The following is a 19,121-nucleotide window of genomic DNA, read 5'->3' as shown; positions in this document are numbered from 1 at the left end:
AGTAATCTCAGAGGCAATGACTACTACATCTTCCTCATCCCCAGAGCATCGTGAATTAGCTGATCTCACCTTTGATGCTGCGTCGCTTGAAATCATCGATTCCCCGAAAGCACTTGACTGGGCTAAACGCTGGTCTCAATCTACGGAATCGGCACTTGATTTTTCCGATCTCCAACAGAGGATGCGCGCTGCGCTCAATGTAGACACCAAAATTCCTTATGTGATTCGTCGTGGTGAATACCTCTATAACTTCTGGCAAGACGCAGATCATCCCAGGGGCCTTTGGCGCAGAACTACGCTAGATACTTTCCTCTCAGGAACAGATGAATGGCACATTCTGGTAGACGTGGACAAGCTTGCGCATGAGGAAAAGGAAAGCTGGGTGTGGAAGGGCGCCCATGTTCGCCCTCATCACTTCGACCAAGCTCTTATCCAGCTGTCCCGGGGTGGCGCTGATGCCGTAGAAATTCGCGAATTCGATCTACGCACTAACACCTTTGTCTCCGATGCCCCCTTTTATATTTCAGAGGCCAAGACTCTCGTCAGCTGGGTGGACATAGATACTCTCCTTATAGGAACAGATCTGGGTCCAGGAACACTAACTGATTCTGGGTACCCGGCGCGGTCTTATATGTGGCGGCGCGGCACTCCTATCCGCTCTGCCCAAGAATTTTTTGCTGGTAAGACCAGCGATCTGGCAGTGTCAGCGTGGGCAGATTCGACTCCTGGTTTTGAACGAAAATTTGTCCGACGATCCTTGGACTTCTATCGTTCACACACCTTTATCGAACACGATGGCGCGTTACAGATAGTAGAGGTCCCCGAGGACTGCGAGCTCACGTTTCATCGGCAATGGATGTTTGTCTTCCCACGAGAAGATTATGCTGGAGTCCCCGCTGGCGCGGTCGGTGCCATTGATTTTCAGCGCTTCCTCGACGGGAGCCGGGACTTCCATACTGTGTTTACTCCGACTCCTACGACGAGCGTTCAGGATATCTCCTTTACCAAGACCCGAATTATCTTGACGGTGCTGGATAACGTCAGCTCCAAGCTAGAGGTGTTGAGACTCGATTCTCCAGAGTCCGGCCACACAGATATTCAGTTACCACCCCTCACAACGGCACGAGTCGTTTCCACCTGTGATGATAGCGACGAGGCTTGGCTGGGCGCTTCCTCTTTTACACAGCCCGATACGTTATTCCGCGTCGATGTGAGCGAGTCTCTTGTTCCTGTTGAAGTACGGCATGCACCGGAGCTTTTCGACGCACAAGGTATGGAAACTCGCCAACACTGGGCCACGTCTGCAGACGGGACAAAGATCCCGTATTTTATCGTCGGCGATTTCTCCCGTGGCCCTCGTCCCACGCTGGTAGGCGGTTATGGTGGGTTCGAGGTGTCTCTGGTTCCCGGCTATTCAGCCACGCGGGGTTTAGGTTGGCTGGAGCAAGGCAACTTTTATGTTCAGCCTAATCTGCGTGGTGGTGGCGAGTTCGGTCCCGCATGGCACGAAAGCGTTATCAGGAAGAATAGACCGCTTATCTACCAAGATCACCAGGCTGTGCTTAACGACGTCGTCTCTCGCGGGTACGCCTCCTCCGTCTTCGTGCGGGGTGGTTCCAATGGCGGCTTGCTCACGTCTGTAGCTCTCACGTCTTATCCTGAGCTGATTCAGGGGGCCGTTGTTCAGGTCCCGCTGACTGATATGCTGCGATACCACGAATGGTCCGCTGGTGCATCGTGGATTGCTGAATATGGCGACCCCTCGGATCCCCAAGAACGCGACGTCTTGGCGAGCTATTCCCCGCTGCACAACATCCGCGATCATTCAGAGGTCTCCTATCCGCCAGCACTGGTTACCACTTCTACGAGAGACGATCGCGTCCACCCTGCGCATGCCAGGTTATTCGCCGCAGCGCTAGCCGATTGTGGGCAACCAGTTGATTACTACGAAAACGTTGAAGGTGGGCATGCGGGCGCTGCTGATAACGACCAGGCCGCTTTCATGGAGGCCCTGATCTTCACATGGTTGCAGGACCGTGCAGCCACTGCATCTGATTCCTGCAAGCTCTCCGCTGAGGGAGGTACCCATCATGGCTAGGCCACGATTGCGTTCTACGCCTGTCCCAGGAACCCGAGATTCTTATACCGGAGTGGATTTTAACCTTGGGTTCCACGTCCGTTGCTACGAGCTCATCATGGATTATGCGGTGGGCCCCAATCGGCTGGCGGCAGAGGCGACCTTATATATGGACAATTACCTGCCTCTTTCGCATCTGACTCTTGACTTCGCCGATAGCCTCCGGGCTACGTCAGTGAATATCACGGTAACCGGTGGCGTGCACACAGATGTGAAGCGATTCCGGCAGTCGGGCAATAAGCTCCGCGTCTCTTTTACCGAGCCCATCCCCGTAGATGCAGAGTTCGCACTCAGCGTGCGCTACTCCGGAAACCCGCACCCTATCCGGACTTTGTGGGGTCTCATTGGCTGGGAGGAACTCAGCAATGGCTCGCTTGTGGCTAGCCAGCCGTGCGGTTCGCGTTCCTGGTTGCCTTGCGACGACACCCCTGATGAGAAGGCAGTCTTTGACATCACATTCACCTGTGATTCCGATTATTCCGTCATCACCAACGGCGGCCTCATAAGTAAAAGCACAAGCGGAGCCCGCACTACCTGGCATTATCGCTCTGAGCACCCGCTTGCCACGTATTTGTCCACTATCCAGGTCGGACAATATAGAGAAGAATCCCTCAATCAGAATCCTCCGCTCACTACGGTGCCCGTTAAGGGCTATGTCCCCCCACATATGGTTTCCGGCTTCCGTCATGATTTTGCGCAGCAGGAAAAGATGCTTGCCGTATTCAGTGAACTTTTTGGCAGTTATCCCTTTGATTCCTATTCAGTAGTGGTCACGGAAGATGAGTTGGAGATTCCGTTGGAGGCGCAGGGGCTGTCTATCTTCGGCGCCAACCACACACGCGGACACGGCCAGTGGGAGCGTCTCGTGGCCCATGAGCTCTCGCATCAATGGTTTGGCAATTCTCTTGGTCTTGCTCAGTGGAACGATATCTGGTTGAACGAGGGTTTCGCGTGTTACTCGGAATGGCTGTGGTTTGAGTATTCCGGCCGCGGGCCAACTGCTCACGAGTCCGCGCGCTTCCATTATGATCAGCTCGCTGCGCTGCCTCAGGATGTGCTTCTTGCAGATCCCGGACCAAGGGATATGTTTGACGACCGCATTTATAAACGGGGAGCCCTCACTGTCCATGCTCTGCGCTGTGAGCTTGGCGACGCCCCCTTCTTCCGCGCCGTCCAACGCTATGTCGCGGCAGGGCGCCATTCGGTGGTAGAACCGCATGACCTGCGCCGCGAGGTCCTCAAGGAAGCCTCCAACCCACAGCGCTGTGAAGAGCTCTGGACCAGCTGGCTTTATCGGACGGAACTGCCAAAGTTCCCCAACCCATAAAACGCCCCGTAAGGTGTGATTCCGTGAGAAAGAATTTGCTTGTTACCGGCGGCGCCGGCTTTATCGGTTCTAATTTTGTTCGCCGCACCCTAGAAACACGCGACGATTATCGCGTGAGGGTGCTCGACAAGCTCACCTATGCGGGGAATAGCGCCAACCTCGACGGCTGCGACGCGGAGCTGGTTGAGGGCGATATTTGCGATGCGACGCTCGTCGATAAGCTTATGCGCGACGCGGACGTCGTGGTGCATTTTGCGGCGGAGTCCCACAACGACAACTCCCTTGATGACCCTTCTCCGTTTATTCACACCAACGTAGTGGGCACGTTCACGCTGTTGGAAGCTACTCGACGCCACCGCGTGCACTTTCATCACGTTTCCACCGATGAGGTCTTCGGTGATCTTGAGCTTGACGACCCACACCGCTTCACCGAGCACACCCCCTACAATCCTTCCTCCCCTTATTCCGCGACCAAGGCCGGTTCTGATCACCTAGTTCGGGCATGGGTGCGGTCTTTTAACATCTCCGCCACGCTGTCTAATTGCTCAAACAACTATGGCCCGTACCAGCACATCGAAAAGTTCATCCCGCGGCAGATCACCAATATCCTGAGCGGGATTTCTCCCAAGCTCTATGGCACTGGGGAACAAGTGCGGGACTGGATCCATGTAGATGATCACAACGATGCTATCCATGCGATTCTCGACCGTGGACGCATCGGAGAAACCTATATCATCGGTGCTGACAACGATCACGTGAATAATAAGCACGTCATCGAATTGATCTGCGAGCTCATGGGCGCAGATTCTTATGAACACGTCGCCGACCGTCCCGGCCATGACATGCGCTATGCCATGGATTCCACCAAGCTGCGCACGGAACTGGGCTGGCAGCCCCGTTTCACGGACACTGCGACCGGTATGCGCGAAGGATTAGCTCATACGATTCAGTGGTATCGCGACAACGAGCACTGGTGGCGGCCGCTCAAAGAGACAGTGGAAAACAACTACGCCAAGCGGGGACAGTAGACGATGAAGATAGAAACCTGCCCTATTCAAGGCATGATGGTCATCCATCTCGATCTACATGAGGACGCCCGCGGCTGGTTCAAAGAAAACTGGCAAGAGTCCAAACTCGCGGATTTAGGGTTCTCCGGTTTCAGACCAGTACAGAACAATATTTCCTTCAATGCGGAAGTCGGTGTAACCCGAGGGTTACACGCAGAGCCCTGGGATAAGTACGTCTCCGTAGCAACTGGTTCAGTCTTTGGGGCCTGGTGCGACTTACGTGAAGGCTCTGCGACATTTGGCGCCACGTTTACCTTGACCATTACTCCCGAGATAGCTGTCTTTGTTCCGCGAGGAGTTGCCAACGGGTTCCAAGCCCTTGAGCCCACTGCATACACCTATCTGGTCAACGATTACTGGTCGCCAGATGCCCACTATTCTTTTGTGAATCTCGCTGATCCCGCATTGGGCATTTCTTGGCCTATCCCCCTCGATCAAGCAACGCTCTCTGAAAAGGACCTGGCACACCCTCCACTGGCCTCAGCGATACCTGTCCCCGCCAAGAAAATGCTTATTACCGGCGGGAACGGACAACTTGGACAGGCCTTAAAAAAGGTATTTCCCCATGCCGAGATCTGCTCTCGCGCGGAATTAGACATCACTGCAGACATCACAGAAGCGCGTCGTTGGGCGGACTACAGTGTGATCATCAACGCCGCGGCTTACACCGCCGTGGACGCTGCCGAAACTGATTCAGCCACCGCGTGGCGTACAAATGCGGAAGCGCCCGCACGCCTCGCCGCGATTGCGGCTCGTTATGGGATCACGTTGGTACACATCTCCAGCGACTACGTCTTTGATGGCACCCACCCTGTTCACACCGAACACGAACCTTTCACCCCGCTGAGCGTCTATGGCCAGTCAAAAGCCGCAGGCGATACTGCGGTAAGTGTTGCGCCACAGCATTATGTAGTGCGCACCAGCTGGGTAGTGGGAGAAGGAAAAAACTTTGTGTCCACGATGGCGTCCCTAGCTGCACGTGGAGTCTCTCCGCAGGTGGTGGACGATCAACTAGGCCGGCTCACCTTTACCGATGATTTAGCTGCGGGCATTCAGTTTTTGCTCGATAATCACGCCCCCTATGGGGTGTATAACCTGAGTAATTCTGGTGAGGTTGTTTCCTGGGCTCAGATAGCACAGCGCGTGTTTGAGCTGGCGGGTCGTTCAGCTTCCGATGTACAGCCGCTTAGCACAGCCGAATACTTCGCAGACGCCGTAACCGCTGCCCCACGCCCCCAGCATTCTGCTTTGGATTTGAGTAAGATCACGGAGCTCGGGTTTTCCCCACGTGACTGGCAGGATGTGCTCGCGCACTACTATGCACGTTACTGCTCACACGACTGCGCTGCCCCGGATACAAAGGAGATCTAAGCTGTGAAGGGAATCATCTTGGCGGGCGGGTCGGGAACCCGGCTGCACCCCATAACTCTCGGCATTTCCAAGCAGCTTATGCCGATTTATGACAAGCCGATGGTCTACTACCCGCTCACCACGCTCATCCAGGCGGGCATCTCTGAGATCTTGGTGATCACCACCCCTGAAGACCAACAGGCCTTTCAACGTCTTCTAGGCACTGGCGAGCAATGGGGTATTTCCTTGTCCTACGCAGTGCAGCCATCCCCTGATGGACTTGCGCAAGCACTAGTGATCGGCCGCGATTTCATTGGCAACGACGACGTAGCACTCGTCCTCGGCGATAATATCTTTGACGGTAGCGACCTCGACGCCTCGCTTCAACGTTGCTATACCCCAGGTAAAGCCACTGTTTTTGCCTACGAGGTCTCGGATCCTCAACGTTACGGCGTGGTTAACTTTGATGCTCGCGGCATGGCCACCGCAATCGAAGAAAAACCGGCCCACCCTACGTCCAACTTTGCCATCGTCGGCCTCTATTTTTACCCTCATGACGCTGTTACAATCGCAGAAAACCTTATCCCCAGTGAGCGCGGTGAACTAGAAATCACCGCACTGAACAGCGCCTACTTGGAGCAAGATAGGCTGCGCGTTCACAAACTAGAGCGCGGAAGCGTGTGGCTGGACACTGGCACAATCGACTCTATGAGTGAGGCCTCCTCCTATGTTGAGGTTCTGCAAAAGCGCACCGGTTCCATCATCGGTTCCCCTGAGGTTGCCGCGTGGCGAGCTGGTTTTATCGACGATTCCCAGCTCCGAGCCTTAGGCCAGTCCCAGCTAAAGTCTGGCTACGGTAAGTATCTGCTGCGCGCTCTGGGCGAAGGCTGGTGAACGACAGCAGGGATTAAGCATCCCCTCTTGGCGCAACGCATACAACGCATAAAGCAGAGGTGCTCTCCACATCGTCGCGGAGAGCACCTGCTCTTTTAAATGCCTAAGAAGCCTCTATTTAGTGCCTAGCTATTAGCCAGGATCTCGCCGATACGCTCATGACCTCGAGCGTTGATATGAAGCGGCATATTGCCTTTTCCAGCGGTGAAGTCAATAACACCGGAGAAGTAACGGTCGGCATCAGGTGCGCACATTCCGTTGTTGCGAGTATGCGGCTTGAGGTCTAGGAATTCCACGCCAGTTGCGCGAGCAAGGTCTATGTTCATACCCTGCGCAAGGTTCTCCCAGCGTTCCATTGCTCCAGCCGGCACTGGAAGAGTGATATTAGGGATAATGTGCAGAGGGCAGATACGGCTACCAGTGACGATGGTCGGATACCCGACAATCTGAATGCGCGCGTGCGGGGCGGCCGCGCGGATTCGATCAATTTGCGGACGCATCGCCGCAACAAAACGCTCACGCGTTGATCCCTCGGATTCACCACCGTTGAAGTAGGTGTCATTGAATCCATGTGTGATCACCACTCGTGCAGTAGCCACATTCAAGGCACCGCTGTTAAGCGCTGAATCTACTTCTACGTTGAAAGGCCCGCCGGCAAAGGAACCAGTGGAAACAGATTGAACACCTGGACATGAGAAATTGCGCACAGGAAGCCCCAAGCGACGCCCGGCCTGTTCGGCATAGCTATCCGGGGAGCGTCGACAGTTCCTCGATGATGTGAAGCGATCTGCTAACAACTGTGTCGCCGGAGAATCGGCAATGATGGAGTCTCCGAGGACAACCATATTGCGCTCAGCTGCGACTGCTTGAGGGGCCACAGAGAGGGAAGCCAAGATCGCCGCTGAGGTGAGGGCGGTGACAAGTTTACGAAGCATATTCTTCCTAACAGAGACTTAGTTTTGCTAAGGCAAATATTCAGGTATTAAGTTACAGATGTTACTGATGTTGCTAACGTTTTGGTAGTTCTTAGCGATATTCATTAGTAGATCTTCAGAATCCATAACTAAACCAACGTTCTCTTCTGACCATCGGCACACAGCCCTTTTTTATTACAACCTGCTCTTCTACAAGGAGTTTCCCTACACATGAAAGCACGACTTGGAGTTCCGTCAACGCTCAAGGCAATGGTTCAGCTTGCCCCAACACTTATCTCTTCAGGGATTCTCAGCGTAGAAGGCAACCCCTCCGCGTTTTTCTCCATTCCACAGCTTCTTGCTCGGTATCGCTTTACTACCGCACGCGAAGTTGAGCAGGCATACCGAATTTGTCCACTCCGCATAGCACTTATCGACGACGACGGCACCCTAACCTTCAGCCAGCTACGCAACGATTCGCTCACAGTCGCTCGACACTTCAAATCTCTCGGCCTCGATGACTTAAGAATCGGCGTCATGGCTCGCAATGGCCGCGCTTCCATTTATCCTCTTACGGCCAAAGGCTACGTGGGGGCATCGATTTACCTTCTCAATATCGGCTCTTCCCCCGAGCAACTAGCCGGATGCATTAAACGCGATGGCATCAATGTCTTGGTCATCGACGAGGAATTCGTCGACCGCCTCCCCGCCGACCTCACCGGCCTACATGTCATTGTCGGCCACCGTGAGGAAACCCCTGCTCAACGCACCGCAGAACTGCTCACCCTAGACGATATTGTCAAAAAGCCATGGGAGACCGCGGGTGTTTCTTTGCCCACCTTCCCCAAACACGGCAGCATCGTGCTTATGTCTTCCGGCACCACAGGCATCCCTAAAGGCGTCATGCGCAAAGAGCTCACGGCCCCCACGGTCCTAGAAAGCGTGCTCACTCAAGTTCCATGGCGCGCAAACATGACAATCCAACTCACCGGTTCCATCTTCCACACATGGGGATGGGCTTGCCTCAACATTGCCTTCGGCCTGCGTTGCACGGTTATTACCCGTCGCGTATTCGATCCCCAAGAGGCTCTTGCCGACGTCCAAAAGCACCAGATCGACGGAATGATCTCCTCCCCCATCTTCCTCAAACAATTCTTTGCGGTCGAGGGCCAAGAAAACTACGACTGCTCTAGCCTCACATTCATCTTCTCCTCCGGGCACTCGCTCTCTCCATGGCTTGTCGACGCCGTCCACGAGCGCTTTGGCAAAATCCTTTGCAACCTCTACGGCAGCACCGAAATCTCTGCCGCGGCGATCGCAAGCATGGAAGAGATCGCAAAGAATCCTGCTGTAGCCGGAAAAATCTGTAAAGGTACCCAGCTGGTCATCCTCGACGACAACGACAACCCGGTAGGCCCCGGAGTCCCTGGACGCATCTTCTGCCACAACAACTTGTCACTCACTGGATACACCGACCCCACCATCCCCATCCAGCGTGTCGGCGACCTGGTCCAAATCGGCGACCGTGGTTACATCGATGAGAACAACTATCTCTTTGTGCTCGGACGTGCCGACGACATGATCATCGTGGGAGGAGAAAACGTGTATCCCCGCTCTGTCGAAGAAGTCCTTGAGCCCATGGCAGGCATCGCAGATCTCTATGCGAGCGGTGTGGAAGACGAGGCCATGTTTGAGCGCATCGCCGTATGGATCGTCCGCGAAGACTCTCCAGAGGGTGCCGCTCTTACCGAAGATTCCATCCGCGACTGGGTGAAAAACAACCTCGCAGAGCACTCCATCCCTCGCGACGTCCACTTTGTGGATTCCCTCCCTCGTAATGCCACGGGCAAAGTAATACCCCGCATGCTCAAGCCCTAAAAGGGCCCTAAAAGGGCACAGTGCTCGGCTGCCACAGCTTTTGTTGTACGCGGCCGAGCACTAGTGTGCTGTGAGGCGTCGAGAAGCCTAACCCTTTCTGCAAAGAAAACACCCTGTTCTAGTAAAGTTTTCCTCATGGCCTCGTCCCGCTCGCAACGTTCCTTGCCCCACAACAACAAGACCTATTCCGCTACTTATATAGTGGCCGGTGTTCTCCATGCCATTTCCTGGATCGCTCTTGTCCTGGTGTGCATCTTTGCATTTAAAAATGGCCACTTCTCCGAGCAACTCATCGGGCTTAGTTTTATTGCCGTCGCAGCCACCGGAATCTGGGTGGCGATCTGCGGGGTTAACCGCCGGCGAGACAACTAAAATCTCCGACTAACGATCGCTTTTGTCGTTTTTGAGAACGCTAAAAAATCTCTCCTGCGGTTTTGTAGGCGAGATACCCGCTACTGTTCTCAAAAACGACATTTTTGTTTAGCCCCGCTATCGTGTGAGCTAAATGTTCGGATTTTGTTCGGGATGAGAAGCAATCACCTGCAACAATACGCAACACATTATTGAAGACTTACAAGTGAAACCCCAGCTAGAAACTATCTTCTAGCTGGGGTTTTATTGAGCCGCCTGCGAGAATCGAACTCGCGACCTTTTCATTACGAGTGAAGCGCTCTACCGACTGAGCTAAGGCGGCTGGGCTTAACGCAACAGCGTCATGTCCGCGGATAAGCTTACAACATAGCGGTCAAAACTTTAAAACGAGGTGCGTAGGTGCCACAAAATCGCTGTGCGTTCTCAATAGATCCCGTTGGGTACCGCCACCCTCTACTTAGCGGGCTCCGCAGGCCAGACGAATGCGTCCGATCATTGCGTCAAAAGCTACTTCTGGGCGAACGTTGTGGTTAATGTGCTCCCTACATAGATTTATCGCATCGACGCAGGCAACCAGCCCTTCAGCGCTTACCTGCTGCGCTAATTCCTCTGCCAGGCCAACCATATCTGGATGCGTCCGAGCTACGTCTGCGCGCGAGCTGACTATGATGGCGTCACGGTATAGCCCTGCTAGGTCAACAAGGGACAGATCCAGGCTATCGCGGATTGCTCGCGTTCTCCGCTTTTTCTGTCGTTCCTCTAGTTCACGCACAGAAGCCTCATACCCCCGCAACGCTTTATGCACTCCTTTGCCCCGAGCCCCCATTCCCAGTGAGTTACGTAGCTTATCCAGCTCTGCGTCGTTTTCTTGTGATAGTTGTTCCTCTACTTGTTTTGTCACAGTTTTCACGATTCCGGTCACTGCTTGGAATGCCTGGTCACCATGAAAAACAAGTTCAGCCATGTTCAGTATGCTTGCGCGGCGTCGCTGCGCCTCAACATCGCGGGCCAGCCACCGTGCTCGTCCGATGTGCCCGCCGGAGGACGCCGCTGCCAGCTGCGCGTCTTGTTCTGTGATTGAGCCATCGCGAGTAAGCACCGCAACTACTTGTTCCGTGGTGGGCTGCGGAACATACACGTGACGGCTCCTAGACAGCAGCGTCGGGATAATGTCTGTTGGGTCTGTCGAGGGGGCGCACAGCATAATCACGGTGTGCGCGGGCGGCTCTTCTACGGTTTTAAGTAGGGCGTTGGCGGCTCCGTCGGTAAGCCTGTCTGCGTTATCCAGGATCACCACACGCCATCGTCCTACCGTCGGGCGCTTTGCGGCTGGTTCAACGACTTCCGCACGCATCGTCTCAACGGAGATAGATAGCTCACGGGGAACGATGTGAACTACGTCGGCATGCGCGTTGGCAGTCACCGAACGGCACTGAGGGCACCGGCCGCAACCAGCCACATGGGGGTCCTCGCATTCCAATGCTGCTGCGAAGGCTACTGCTGCCACTGAACGCCCCGACCCAGGGGGGCCAGTGAACAGCCACGCGTGGGTCATTGCGCTGCTGTCCTCATGCGCTCGCGCCGCATACGCCGCAGCTCGGAGGGCTGGTGCAATGTGTTCGCTCACGCCCATATGCGAGAAGATGTCGTTGGTGCTCATCACTAACAAGAGTATCGCTAGTTTTGTATGACCGTTAAAGTAGTGGCATGACCAAAATGTGGCGCGCCTTTAAATGGCTCTTTGGCACATCGTGGCCGTTATACGCCACCACTGTCCTCGGCTCTAATGTGCTGGGGGCAGTTGGCGTCATGCTGTTTTTACGATACCTCGTCCCCATGCCAGAGTTTGCGGCTTTTACCAAGGGAACCAGCTATCTTCCCACTTTAGGGATTAGTTACTTGGTGGTCGCGGTTGCTTTTGGCATCGTGGTGACGTTCAGGCTGTTCCGTCCTGTCCTGGATTGGCAGCGTCACCCAGATATTCACGACCCCAACATGGTGCGCAACCTCGTCATGCGCATCCCCTTTTATCAATCGGCTCTGTGCGCTTTGGTGTGGCTTATCGGCATCGTGATTCTTGCGGTGGCTTCCGCACAGACTTCGCCGCGCTTAGCTCTGGCCATTGTCGTCGCCACTACGCTAAGCGGGTCTGTTGTCATTGTTTTGACCTATCTTGAAGCCGAGCGCCTCGTACGCCCTGTGGCGGCCACTGCCTTAGCCCGCAGGTTTGAGGACTCGACTCTTGAGCCTCCCATTGCTTCTCGTCTGCGCCTCACCTGGCTGTTGACGTCAGCGGTCCCCATCTTCGGCGTGATCCTTATGATCGTGGGCTACCATGCGGGTTTCTTTGGCCATAATATCCGCGACATTATCCCGGCTGTTCTCACACTCTCTCTAGTTTCACTTGTCACCGGATTCTTGGGTACGACCCTGTCCATTATGAGCGTTGTAGACCCCATCCTGGAGTTGCAGGGGGCCATCAACAGGGTGCGCCGGGGAGAAAGCGATGTCCAGGTGGACATCTACGACGGTTCCGAGCTGGGCGTACTGCAGGCAGGTTTCAACGAGATGATGCGTGGGCTCAAAGAGCGCCAACGCGTCCGCGATATTTTTGGCCGTTATGTGGGTGCTGAGGTCGCGCGTCGGGCGCTCGAAGAAAAACCTCAGTTGGGCGGCGAGGACAGAGAAGTCGCGGTGGTCTTTGTCGATGTCATCGGCTCCACCACCTTCGCCGTCAACCATGGCCCAGAAGAGGTCGTGGCAGAGCTGAACAAGTTTTTCGAGCATGTAGTCGGCGTGGTTCACCGAAACAAGGGCATCATCAACAAATTCCAGGGTGATGCCGCCCTTGCGGTTTTCGGTGCACCTATTACGCTTTCCGACGCCACCGGGCATGCACTCGCCGCCGCGCGTGAGCTACGACAAGAGCTCAGTGGACTACGGCTGGAAGCCGGCATTGGTGTTGCCTCAGGGCACGTGGTTGCAGGGCATATTGGCGGTCTTGACCGTTTTGAGTACACAGTCATCGGAGACGCTGTGAATACCGCAGCGCGTCTCACGGAGATTGCCAAAGACACTCCTGGTCGTGTTCTCACTAACGCCGCAACGCTCAAGAAAGCCAACGAGGCAGAACAGGGCCGCTGGACTCTCATGAAGTCCGTGGAGCTGCGCGGACGCAGCATGATGACGCAGCTTGCACGCCCCATCCGACCGACGCTTGCAGACCGTTCTTAGCAAGAAGAACGCTGACCCCTCCTTCCTTTTACACACGCACGTAGAAGATGATGGCCTGGGCACACGCTGTTGCGCGTTGCTTATCTGTCGACCGAATGGACTTTTACTGGGCCTCAGTTCTACGCTAAACCCGATCTTTTTGTGATTCTTGCGCGTTTGCTGTCCCTCTGTGAACCGCGCATCTTTCCCCACATACTAGGAAGGAAATGTCGTGTCTGACACCGACATTGCGAAACCAACCACGGGTTCCAGCATCCGCGAACTCACCCTGCGCGCCGTCATCATCGGCGGCCTGATCACCCTCGTGTTCACGGCCGCCAATGTTTATCTGGGGCTTAAAGTTGGTATTACTTTTGCCACGTCCATCCCCGCTGCGGTTATCTCGATGGCGATCCTGCGTCGTTTCGCAGGACACACCATCCAAGAGAACAACATCGTTCAAACGATTGCGTCTGCAGCTGGCACGCTATCCGCCATCATCTTCGTCCTCCCCGGCCTCATTATGGTCGGATGGTGGAGCGGATTCCCCTACTGGACCACGGCTTTTGTCTGCGCAATTGGCGGCATCCTAGGCGTGATGTACTCCATCCCGCTACGTCGTGCACTGGTCACAGGGTCTGATCTTCCTTACCCCGAAGGCGTGGCAGCAGCTGAGGTCCTGAAAGTCGGCAACGACGCAGGCAATGCTCAAGAACACGAAGGTAATAAAAAAGGCCTAGTCGTTATCATCTGGGGCGGTATTGCTTCTGCTGGCTACTCTCTGCTCACTGCAATGAAGGGTGTCGCAGGATCGGTCTCCACCACTTTTAAAGTCGGTGCCGGCGGAACTATGTTTGGTTCCAGCTTGTCCCTCGCGCTCATTGGCGTAGGCCACCTGGTTGGCCCTGCTGTCGGTATCTCTATGATCGTCGGCCTCCTGATCTCCTACGGCATTCTGCTTCCTTACTTCTCTGCAGCCCCTCTAGCGGCAGGCGGCGAGCTTTCGAGCGTCGTAAGTTCTACTTTTGTCGGCGAGGTTCGCTTTGTCGGCGCCGGTGCGATGGCAGTCGCAGCAGTATGGACGCTTATCAAGATCATCGGGCCCATCGTCAAGGGCATAAAGGAATCCCTCGCGTCCTCCCGCGCGCGTGCCGCAGGCAGCGACGTCGAGCTCACCGAACGCGACATCCCATTTAAGCTGGTCGTCGGAACGATCTTAGCCGCCATGCTGCCCGTGGGCGCCCTGCTCTATCTCTTCATTCACGCATCTGAAATTTCCCACCACACAGCAACGCTCGTGATCCTCAGCATCGTATTCGTGCTGCTCATTGGCCTCATCGTTGCCTCTGTATGTGGTTACATGGCCGGCCTCATCGGCGCATCTAACTCCCCGATCTCCGGTGTGGGCATCATCGTTGTTCTTGCATCGGCCCTGCTTATCAAGGTAGTTACTGGGTCTGAGTCCGACTCCAACGCTCCTGCTCTGGTTGCTTACACACTGTTCACCTCTGCGGTGGTCTTTGGTATTGCTACGATTTCAAACGACAACCTGCAGGACCTCAAGACCGGTCAGCTGGTCAATGCTACCCCGTGGAAACAACAGGTCGCTCTCATCATCGGTGTGCTCTTCGGCTCGATTATCATTCCTCCCGTCCTCCAGCTCATGCTCGATGGCTTCGGTTTTGTAGGAATGGAAGGCGCTGGCGATAATGCTCTCGCGGCCCCGCAGGCAGCGCTGCTCTCCTCGGTGGCAAACGGCATCTTCGGTGACTCTCTCAACTGGAGCCGCATTGGCCTCGGCGCCATCATCGGCGTTATTGTCATCATTATCGACGAGGTTCTCAAGCGCACCAAGGGCTGGAGCCTTCCTGCACTCTCCGTAGGCATGGGCATCTACCTCCCCATCGCCCTCACGGTCATTATTCCGGTCGGCGCATTCATCGGATACTTCTACGACAAGTGGGCAAAGAAACAAAGCAATCCGGAGTTCTCCAAGCGCATGGGCATTTTGCTTGCCACCGGCGTGATCGTGGGCGAATCCCTCTTTGGTGTATTCAACGCCGCCATGGTCGGCGGCACGGGAGACGAAGAACCACTAGCTATCTTTGGTTATGGCGAAAATGTTGCCACCTGGGTAGGGCTCATAATATTTGTGCTCATGGTGGTCTCGCTCTACCGCTGGGTTCGTAGCAAAGCCTCTGCTTAAAGCCGACGCAATCCCCTCTGACTGAACTTCTGTGAGTTCTGACAGAGGGGATTTTTGCGTTCAAGGCCCCAAGAAGCTCCAGAGCCTGCATTACCGTAGACAGTAGAGGCTTCAAAGGCCCAAAAACTGCTTAACGTCTATGGTAATGCAGGCTTAAAACAAGAACTCATACCTAAACACAAAATTAGGCCCCTTTGAGGAGCCTAATTTCAGTAGATCATTTCTTGCGTCCAGCCTTGACCACTCGTTTTGTGGTCTTCGCAGGCTTTTTCACAGCCTTTTTCGCTGTGGTTTTCTTTGCCGTCTTCTTCGTGGCTTTCGCTGTGCCGCCATCTGCGGCTTCCTTCGCACGACGCTCTGAGAGAAGCTCGTTAGCGCGCGCATCCGTAAGCGCCGTGGGGTCGTCGCCTCGTCGCAAAGAAGCGTTGGTAGTGCCGTCGGTTACATAAGGCCCGAAGCGGCCATCGCGCACGGACATGGGCTTGCCGGAGACGTCGTTATCGCCAAGTTCTTTGATCACGGATTGAGAGGTGGCGCCTCGGCCGCGTCGTTTAGGCTCAGCGTAGATTCGGCGGGCCTCGTCGAGAGTGATAGTAAAGATTTGCTCTTCTTTGGCCAGCGAACGCGAATCGTTGCCCTTTTTCAGGTACGGACCGTAGCGACCGTTCTGCGCGGTAATGGGCTCATTATCGCTGGGGTCAACACCAACTTCGCGCGGAAGGGCCAGAAGCTGCAGGGCTTCCTCAAGCGTGACGGTAGCAGGCTCCATGGCTTTGAACAGCGACGCGGTGCCTGGCTTCAGGGTCTCGTCGACGATCTCAGCGATCCGCTTTTCTTTCTGCTTAACTGCGGTCTTGGTCTCCCAATTCTTGGCGCGCTTACCTTCGGCGGCACGCTGCTCGTCTTCGGCTTTGCGCTCAGCAGCAACGATCTCTTCTGCCTTGGTCTCCACCTGAATACGCTCATCGTCGTTGACCAGCTCTGTGACGTAAGGACCAAAACGCCCTTCCTTGGCCACGATCATGCGGTCGTTCTTGGGATTCCTCCCCAGCTCACGGCCGGACTGAGGAGTCGCAAACAGTTTCTCCGCCACCTCGAGGGTCAGCTCGTCTGGGGTTGTGGTGTCTGACAAGTTGGCGCGCTGATATTCGGCCTCGCCATCAGCGGTCACACCGATCTGTCGTTCGATGTAAGGTCCGTACCTCCCAACCCGGACGTTAACAGCGCGGCCTTCTGAGTCCTGGAAGAGCTCTAGAGAGTTGACCAAGCGCGCGTCAATGTGTTCGAGGTTGTCGCCAACCAGCGCCTTAAGCCCGCCATGGCGTGCGATGGATTCTGCAGTGGCGTCGGAGGCTTCAGCATCACCAAAATAGAAACCGGTGAGCCACGCGGTGCCGTCTTCCCGTCCTGCGGCGATGTCGTCTAGTTCGTCTTCCATCGAGGAGGTGAAATCGTAATCGACAAGGGCGGAGAAGCTCTTCTCCAAAAGCCCGACAACTGCAAAAGCGACCCAGCTGGGGACGAGCGCGTTACCGCGGGAATAAACGTATCCACGATCTTGGATGGTCTTGATAATCGAGGCATACGTCGATGGGCGTCCAATGCCTAGCTCTTCCATTTTCTTCACCAGCGACGCCTCTGTGTAGCGCGCAGGCGGGTTGGTGGAGTGCTCGTCGACTTCCAGCTTGTTCACGTCCAATGCATCGCCCTCAGCGAGACGAGGCAGATGATGCTCGGCGTTGTCGGCGAGGTCGCGGCCGTCGGAAAGCTTGGTGATTTCCACGTATGCGCGTAGGAAGCCCGGGAAGGTGATCGTTCGTCCAGTCGCTGAGAACTCAGCGTTCTTTCCTGCGATGGTCACCTTCATGGAGGTGCCCTTGGCGTCGGCCATCTGGGAAGCGACGGTGCGCTGCCAGATGAGCTCGTAGAGTTTAAATTCCTCGGCATCGAGCTGGGAGTGAAGTTCTCCGGGGGTTGCAAAACGCTCGCCCGCCGGGCGGATAGCCTCGTGAGCCTCCTGTGAGTTCTTCACCTTACGGTCATAACGACGCGGCCCATCGGCCACATAATCATTCCCATAAAGGGAAATCGCTTGTTCGCGGGCGGCCTTGAGGCCTTGCTCCGACAGAGTCGTGGAGTCTGTACGCATATAAGTGATATGGCCGTTTTCATACAGACGCTGCGCAATACGCATGGTGCGCTCGGACGTAAAGTGCAGCTTGCGGCCGGCCTCTTGCTGCAGAGTTGAGGTCATAAACGGCGCATAAGGGCGGCGCGTATAAGGCTTTTCTTCCACCTTAGCCACGCTCATGGGAGCGCCCGTCAGTTCCGCAGCCAACGCCTCAGCGCGCTGCTTATCGACGACCACAACGTCGCCTTTGAGCTCACCACGATCATTGAAGTCGCGGCCCGTAGCTACGCGCTTGCCGTCAACGGAGGTAAGACGGCCAGTGAATTGGTGTGGGTTTCCATCCGTATCGGGCTTACCCGTATCGAATTCCGCCTCGATGTCCCAATATTCAGCGGAAACAAAAGCCATACGCTCGCGTTCTCGTTCAACGATCACACGAGTAGCCACCGACTGAACACGGCCCGCAGAAAGCCTCGGCATGACTTTCTTCCACAGCACCGGAGAAACCTCGTAGCCATAGAGGCGATCGAGGATACGGCGAGTTTCCTGTGCGTCGACCAGGTTTGCGTCCAACTCGCGGGTATTCTCCGCAGCCGCCAGAATTGCTGGTTTAGTGATCTCATTGAACACCATGCGCTTCACGGGCACTTTAGGCTTGAGAACCTCAAGCAGGTGCCATGCGATGGCTTCCCCTTCACGGTCGGGGTCTGTGGCAAGTAGGAGTTCGTCGACAAGCTTAAGCTTCTGCTTGAGGTCTGCGACTTTTTTCTTCTTGTCTGCGCTGACTACATACAAAGGCGCAAAGCCATTCTCTGTGTTCACGCCAAGCCGAGCCCACGGCTCCTTTTTGTACTTAGCTGGAACATCTGCAGCGCCTCGCGGGAGATCGCGAATATGCCCCACGGAGGCCTCAACGATGTAGTCATCGCCTAAGTAGGGGGCAATTTTCTTAGCCTTCGTCGCAGACTCGACGATCACAAGGCGCTTAGGTCCGCTCTTTTCAGCCATAAAAGGTGAAAACCTCAATTCACAAAAAGCACGATAAAAATGCGTTGGCACCTTATAGTACGGGTCTACTACGCACCTTTGTCCAACGCAGGAATCCCAAAACACTAATAAGGCAGGAAAAAGGGCGTTTCCTACTCCCCTTATCGGGATGGTTCAACTATAAAAAAGTACCCCCGACGGTCATCATGTGACCGCCGGAGGCACTAAAGCTTGTAGGTGCTACGCACTCCCCTTACGAGGAATTACAGAGCGTGAACCTGCTGAGCCTGAGGACCCTTAGCTCCCTCGCCGATCTCGAACTCAACCTTCTGGTTCTCTTCGAGAGTGCGGAAGCCATTGCCCTGAATCTCAGAGTAATGAACGAAAACATCAGCGGAGCCATCGTCCGGTGCGATGAAGCCGAAACCTTTTTCAGCGTTGAACCACTTCACAGTTCCCTGTGCCATATTTAAAACCTTACTTCTAGAATTTTCGGTGAATACCGAATTGCAGTGGAGCCGTTCATCCTCACACCTCGGAAACACCACGAACTTTCATGTTGGAAAGCCCGCAGATCACCTCTGTAAAAATGCCACCAACCGTTAGCTGGATTCGGCGACCATAGCCCAGTGTGTCACGTTTAAG

Annotated in this window: 13 protein-coding genes and 1 tRNA gene; 9 read left to right on the top strand and 5 right to left on the bottom strand. The window is 55.1% G+C overall.

Going from position 1 to position 19,121, the window contains the following annotated elements; genetic code table 11:
* The first annotated feature begins 16 nt into the window (after nt 1-16).
* Genes CKV68_RS08000 through rfbA form a run of 5 tightly spaced genes read left to right on the top strand, consistent with a single transcriptional unit; the run spans nt 17 to nt 6,775 of the window.
* Complete coding sequence (locus tag CKV68_RS08000; protein WP_095075983.1) at nt 17-2,098, top strand: prolyl oligopeptidase family serine peptidase; 2,082 nt, start codon at nt 17-19, stop codon at nt 2,096-2,098.
* Complete coding sequence (locus CKV68_RS07995) at nt 2,091-3,464, top strand: M1 family metallopeptidase (RefSeq protein WP_095075982.1); 1,374 nt, start codon at nt 2,091-2,093, stop codon at nt 3,462-3,464. Before CKV68_RS08000 ends, CKV68_RS07995 begins: the two co-directional genes overlap by 8 nt.
* A 23-nt stretch (nt 3,465-3,487) precedes the next feature.
* Complete coding sequence (gene rfbB / locus CKV68_RS07990; RefSeq protein WP_038617478.1) at nt 3,488-4,492, top strand: dTDP-glucose 4,6-dehydratase; 1,005 nt, start codon at nt 3,488-3,490, stop codon at nt 4,490-4,492.
* A 3-nt stretch (nt 4,493-4,495) separates the two neighbouring features.
* Nucleotides 4,496-5,902: a dTDP-4-dehydrorhamnose reductase gene (gene rfbD / locus CKV68_RS07985; protein WP_014525267.1), complete on the top strand. Its 1,407-nt coding sequence runs from the start codon at nt 4,496-4,498 to the stop codon at nt 5,900-5,902.
* Nucleotides 5,903-5,905: 3 nt separating this feature from the next.
* Entirely contained in the window at nt 5,906-6,775 is an 870-nt protein-coding gene (gene rfbA, locus CKV68_RS07980; RefSeq protein WP_095075981.1) for a glucose-1-phosphate thymidylyltransferase RfbA, read from the top strand.
* 125 nt (nt 6,776-6,900) lie between these two features.
* Here rfbA and CKV68_RS07975 read toward each other — a convergent pair whose 3' ends face one another.
* Nucleotides 6,901-7,710: a GDSL-type esterase/lipase family protein gene (locus CKV68_RS07975; RefSeq protein ID WP_013910681.1), complete on the bottom strand. Its 810-nt coding sequence runs from the start codon at nt 7,708-7,710 to the stop codon at nt 6,901-6,903.
* 210 nt (nt 7,711-7,920) lie between these two features.
* Between CKV68_RS07975 and CKV68_RS07970 the strand changes: the two genes are divergently transcribed.
* Both CKV68_RS07970 and CKV68_RS07965 read left to right on the top strand, forming a co-directional pair.
* Nucleotides 7,921-9,567 carry an acyl-CoA synthetase gene (locus tag CKV68_RS07970; protein ID WP_095075980.1) on the top strand — a complete coding sequence of 549 codons (1,647 nt, stop codon included), beginning with the start codon at nt 7,921-7,923 and terminating at the stop codon, nt 9,565-9,567.
* 135 nt (nt 9,568-9,702) lie between these two features.
* Nucleotides 9,703-9,939 carry a hypothetical protein gene (locus tag CKV68_RS07965; RefSeq protein ID WP_013910678.1) on the top strand — a complete coding sequence of 79 codons (237 nt, stop codon included), beginning with the start codon at nt 9,703-9,705 and terminating at the stop codon, nt 9,937-9,939.
* A 249-nt stretch (nt 9,940-10,188) separates the two neighbouring features.
* Here CKV68_RS07965 and CKV68_RS07960 read toward each other — a convergent pair.
* Nucleotides 10,189-10,261, bottom strand: a tRNA-Thr gene (locus tag CKV68_RS07960).
* Nucleotides 10,262-10,396: 135 nt separating this feature from the next.
* The gene (locus CKV68_RS07955; RefSeq protein ID WP_095075979.1) at nt 10,397-11,599 is read right to left on the bottom strand and encodes a DNA polymerase III subunit delta'; all 1,203 of its coding nucleotides are present in this window, start codon (nt 11,597-11,599) and stop codon (nt 10,397-10,399) included.
* A 47-nt stretch (nt 11,600-11,646) separates the two neighbouring features.
* Here CKV68_RS07955 and CKV68_RS07950 point away from each other — a divergent pair, with 47 nt between their 5' ends.
* Nucleotides 11,647-13,173, top strand: a complete 1,527-nt coding sequence (locus CKV68_RS07950; RefSeq protein WP_013910675.1) for an adenylate/guanylate cyclase domain-containing protein — start codon at nt 11,647-11,649, stop codon at nt 13,171-13,173.
* A gap of 211 nt (nt 13,174-13,384) precedes the next feature.
* Nucleotides 13,385-15,358 carry an OPT family oligopeptide transporter gene (locus tag CKV68_RS07945; protein ID WP_013910674.1) on the top strand — a complete coding sequence of 658 codons (1,974 nt, stop codon included), beginning with the start codon at nt 13,385-13,387 and terminating at the stop codon, nt 15,356-15,358.
* 217 nt (nt 15,359-15,575) lie between these two features.
* On the opposite strand, the gene topA is transcribed toward CKV68_RS07945, so the two are convergent.
* Together topA and CKV68_RS07935 are read right to left on the bottom strand one after the other, a co-directional pair.
* A complete protein-coding gene (gene topA / locus CKV68_RS07940) occupies nt 15,576-18,497 on the bottom strand; it encodes a type I DNA topoisomerase (protein WP_095075978.1) in 2,922 nt (973 codons plus the stop codon).
* A 242-nt stretch (nt 18,498-18,739) separates the two neighbouring features.
* Nucleotides 18,740-18,943, bottom strand: coding sequence for a cold-shock protein (locus CKV68_RS07935; RefSeq protein WP_013241084.1), 204 nt, complete (start codon nt 18,941-18,943; stop codon nt 18,740-18,742).
* Nucleotides 18,944-19,121 lie beyond the last annotated feature (178 nt).

The sequence above is a fragment of the Corynebacterium ulcerans genome (assembly GCF_900187135.1).
Taxonomy (GTDB): Bacteria; Actinomycetota; Actinomycetes; order Mycobacteriales; family Mycobacteriaceae; genus Corynebacterium; species Corynebacterium ulcerans.
Note: the sequence above shows the minus strand (reverse complement) of the source record. Positions and strands in the feature narration are given on the sequence as shown.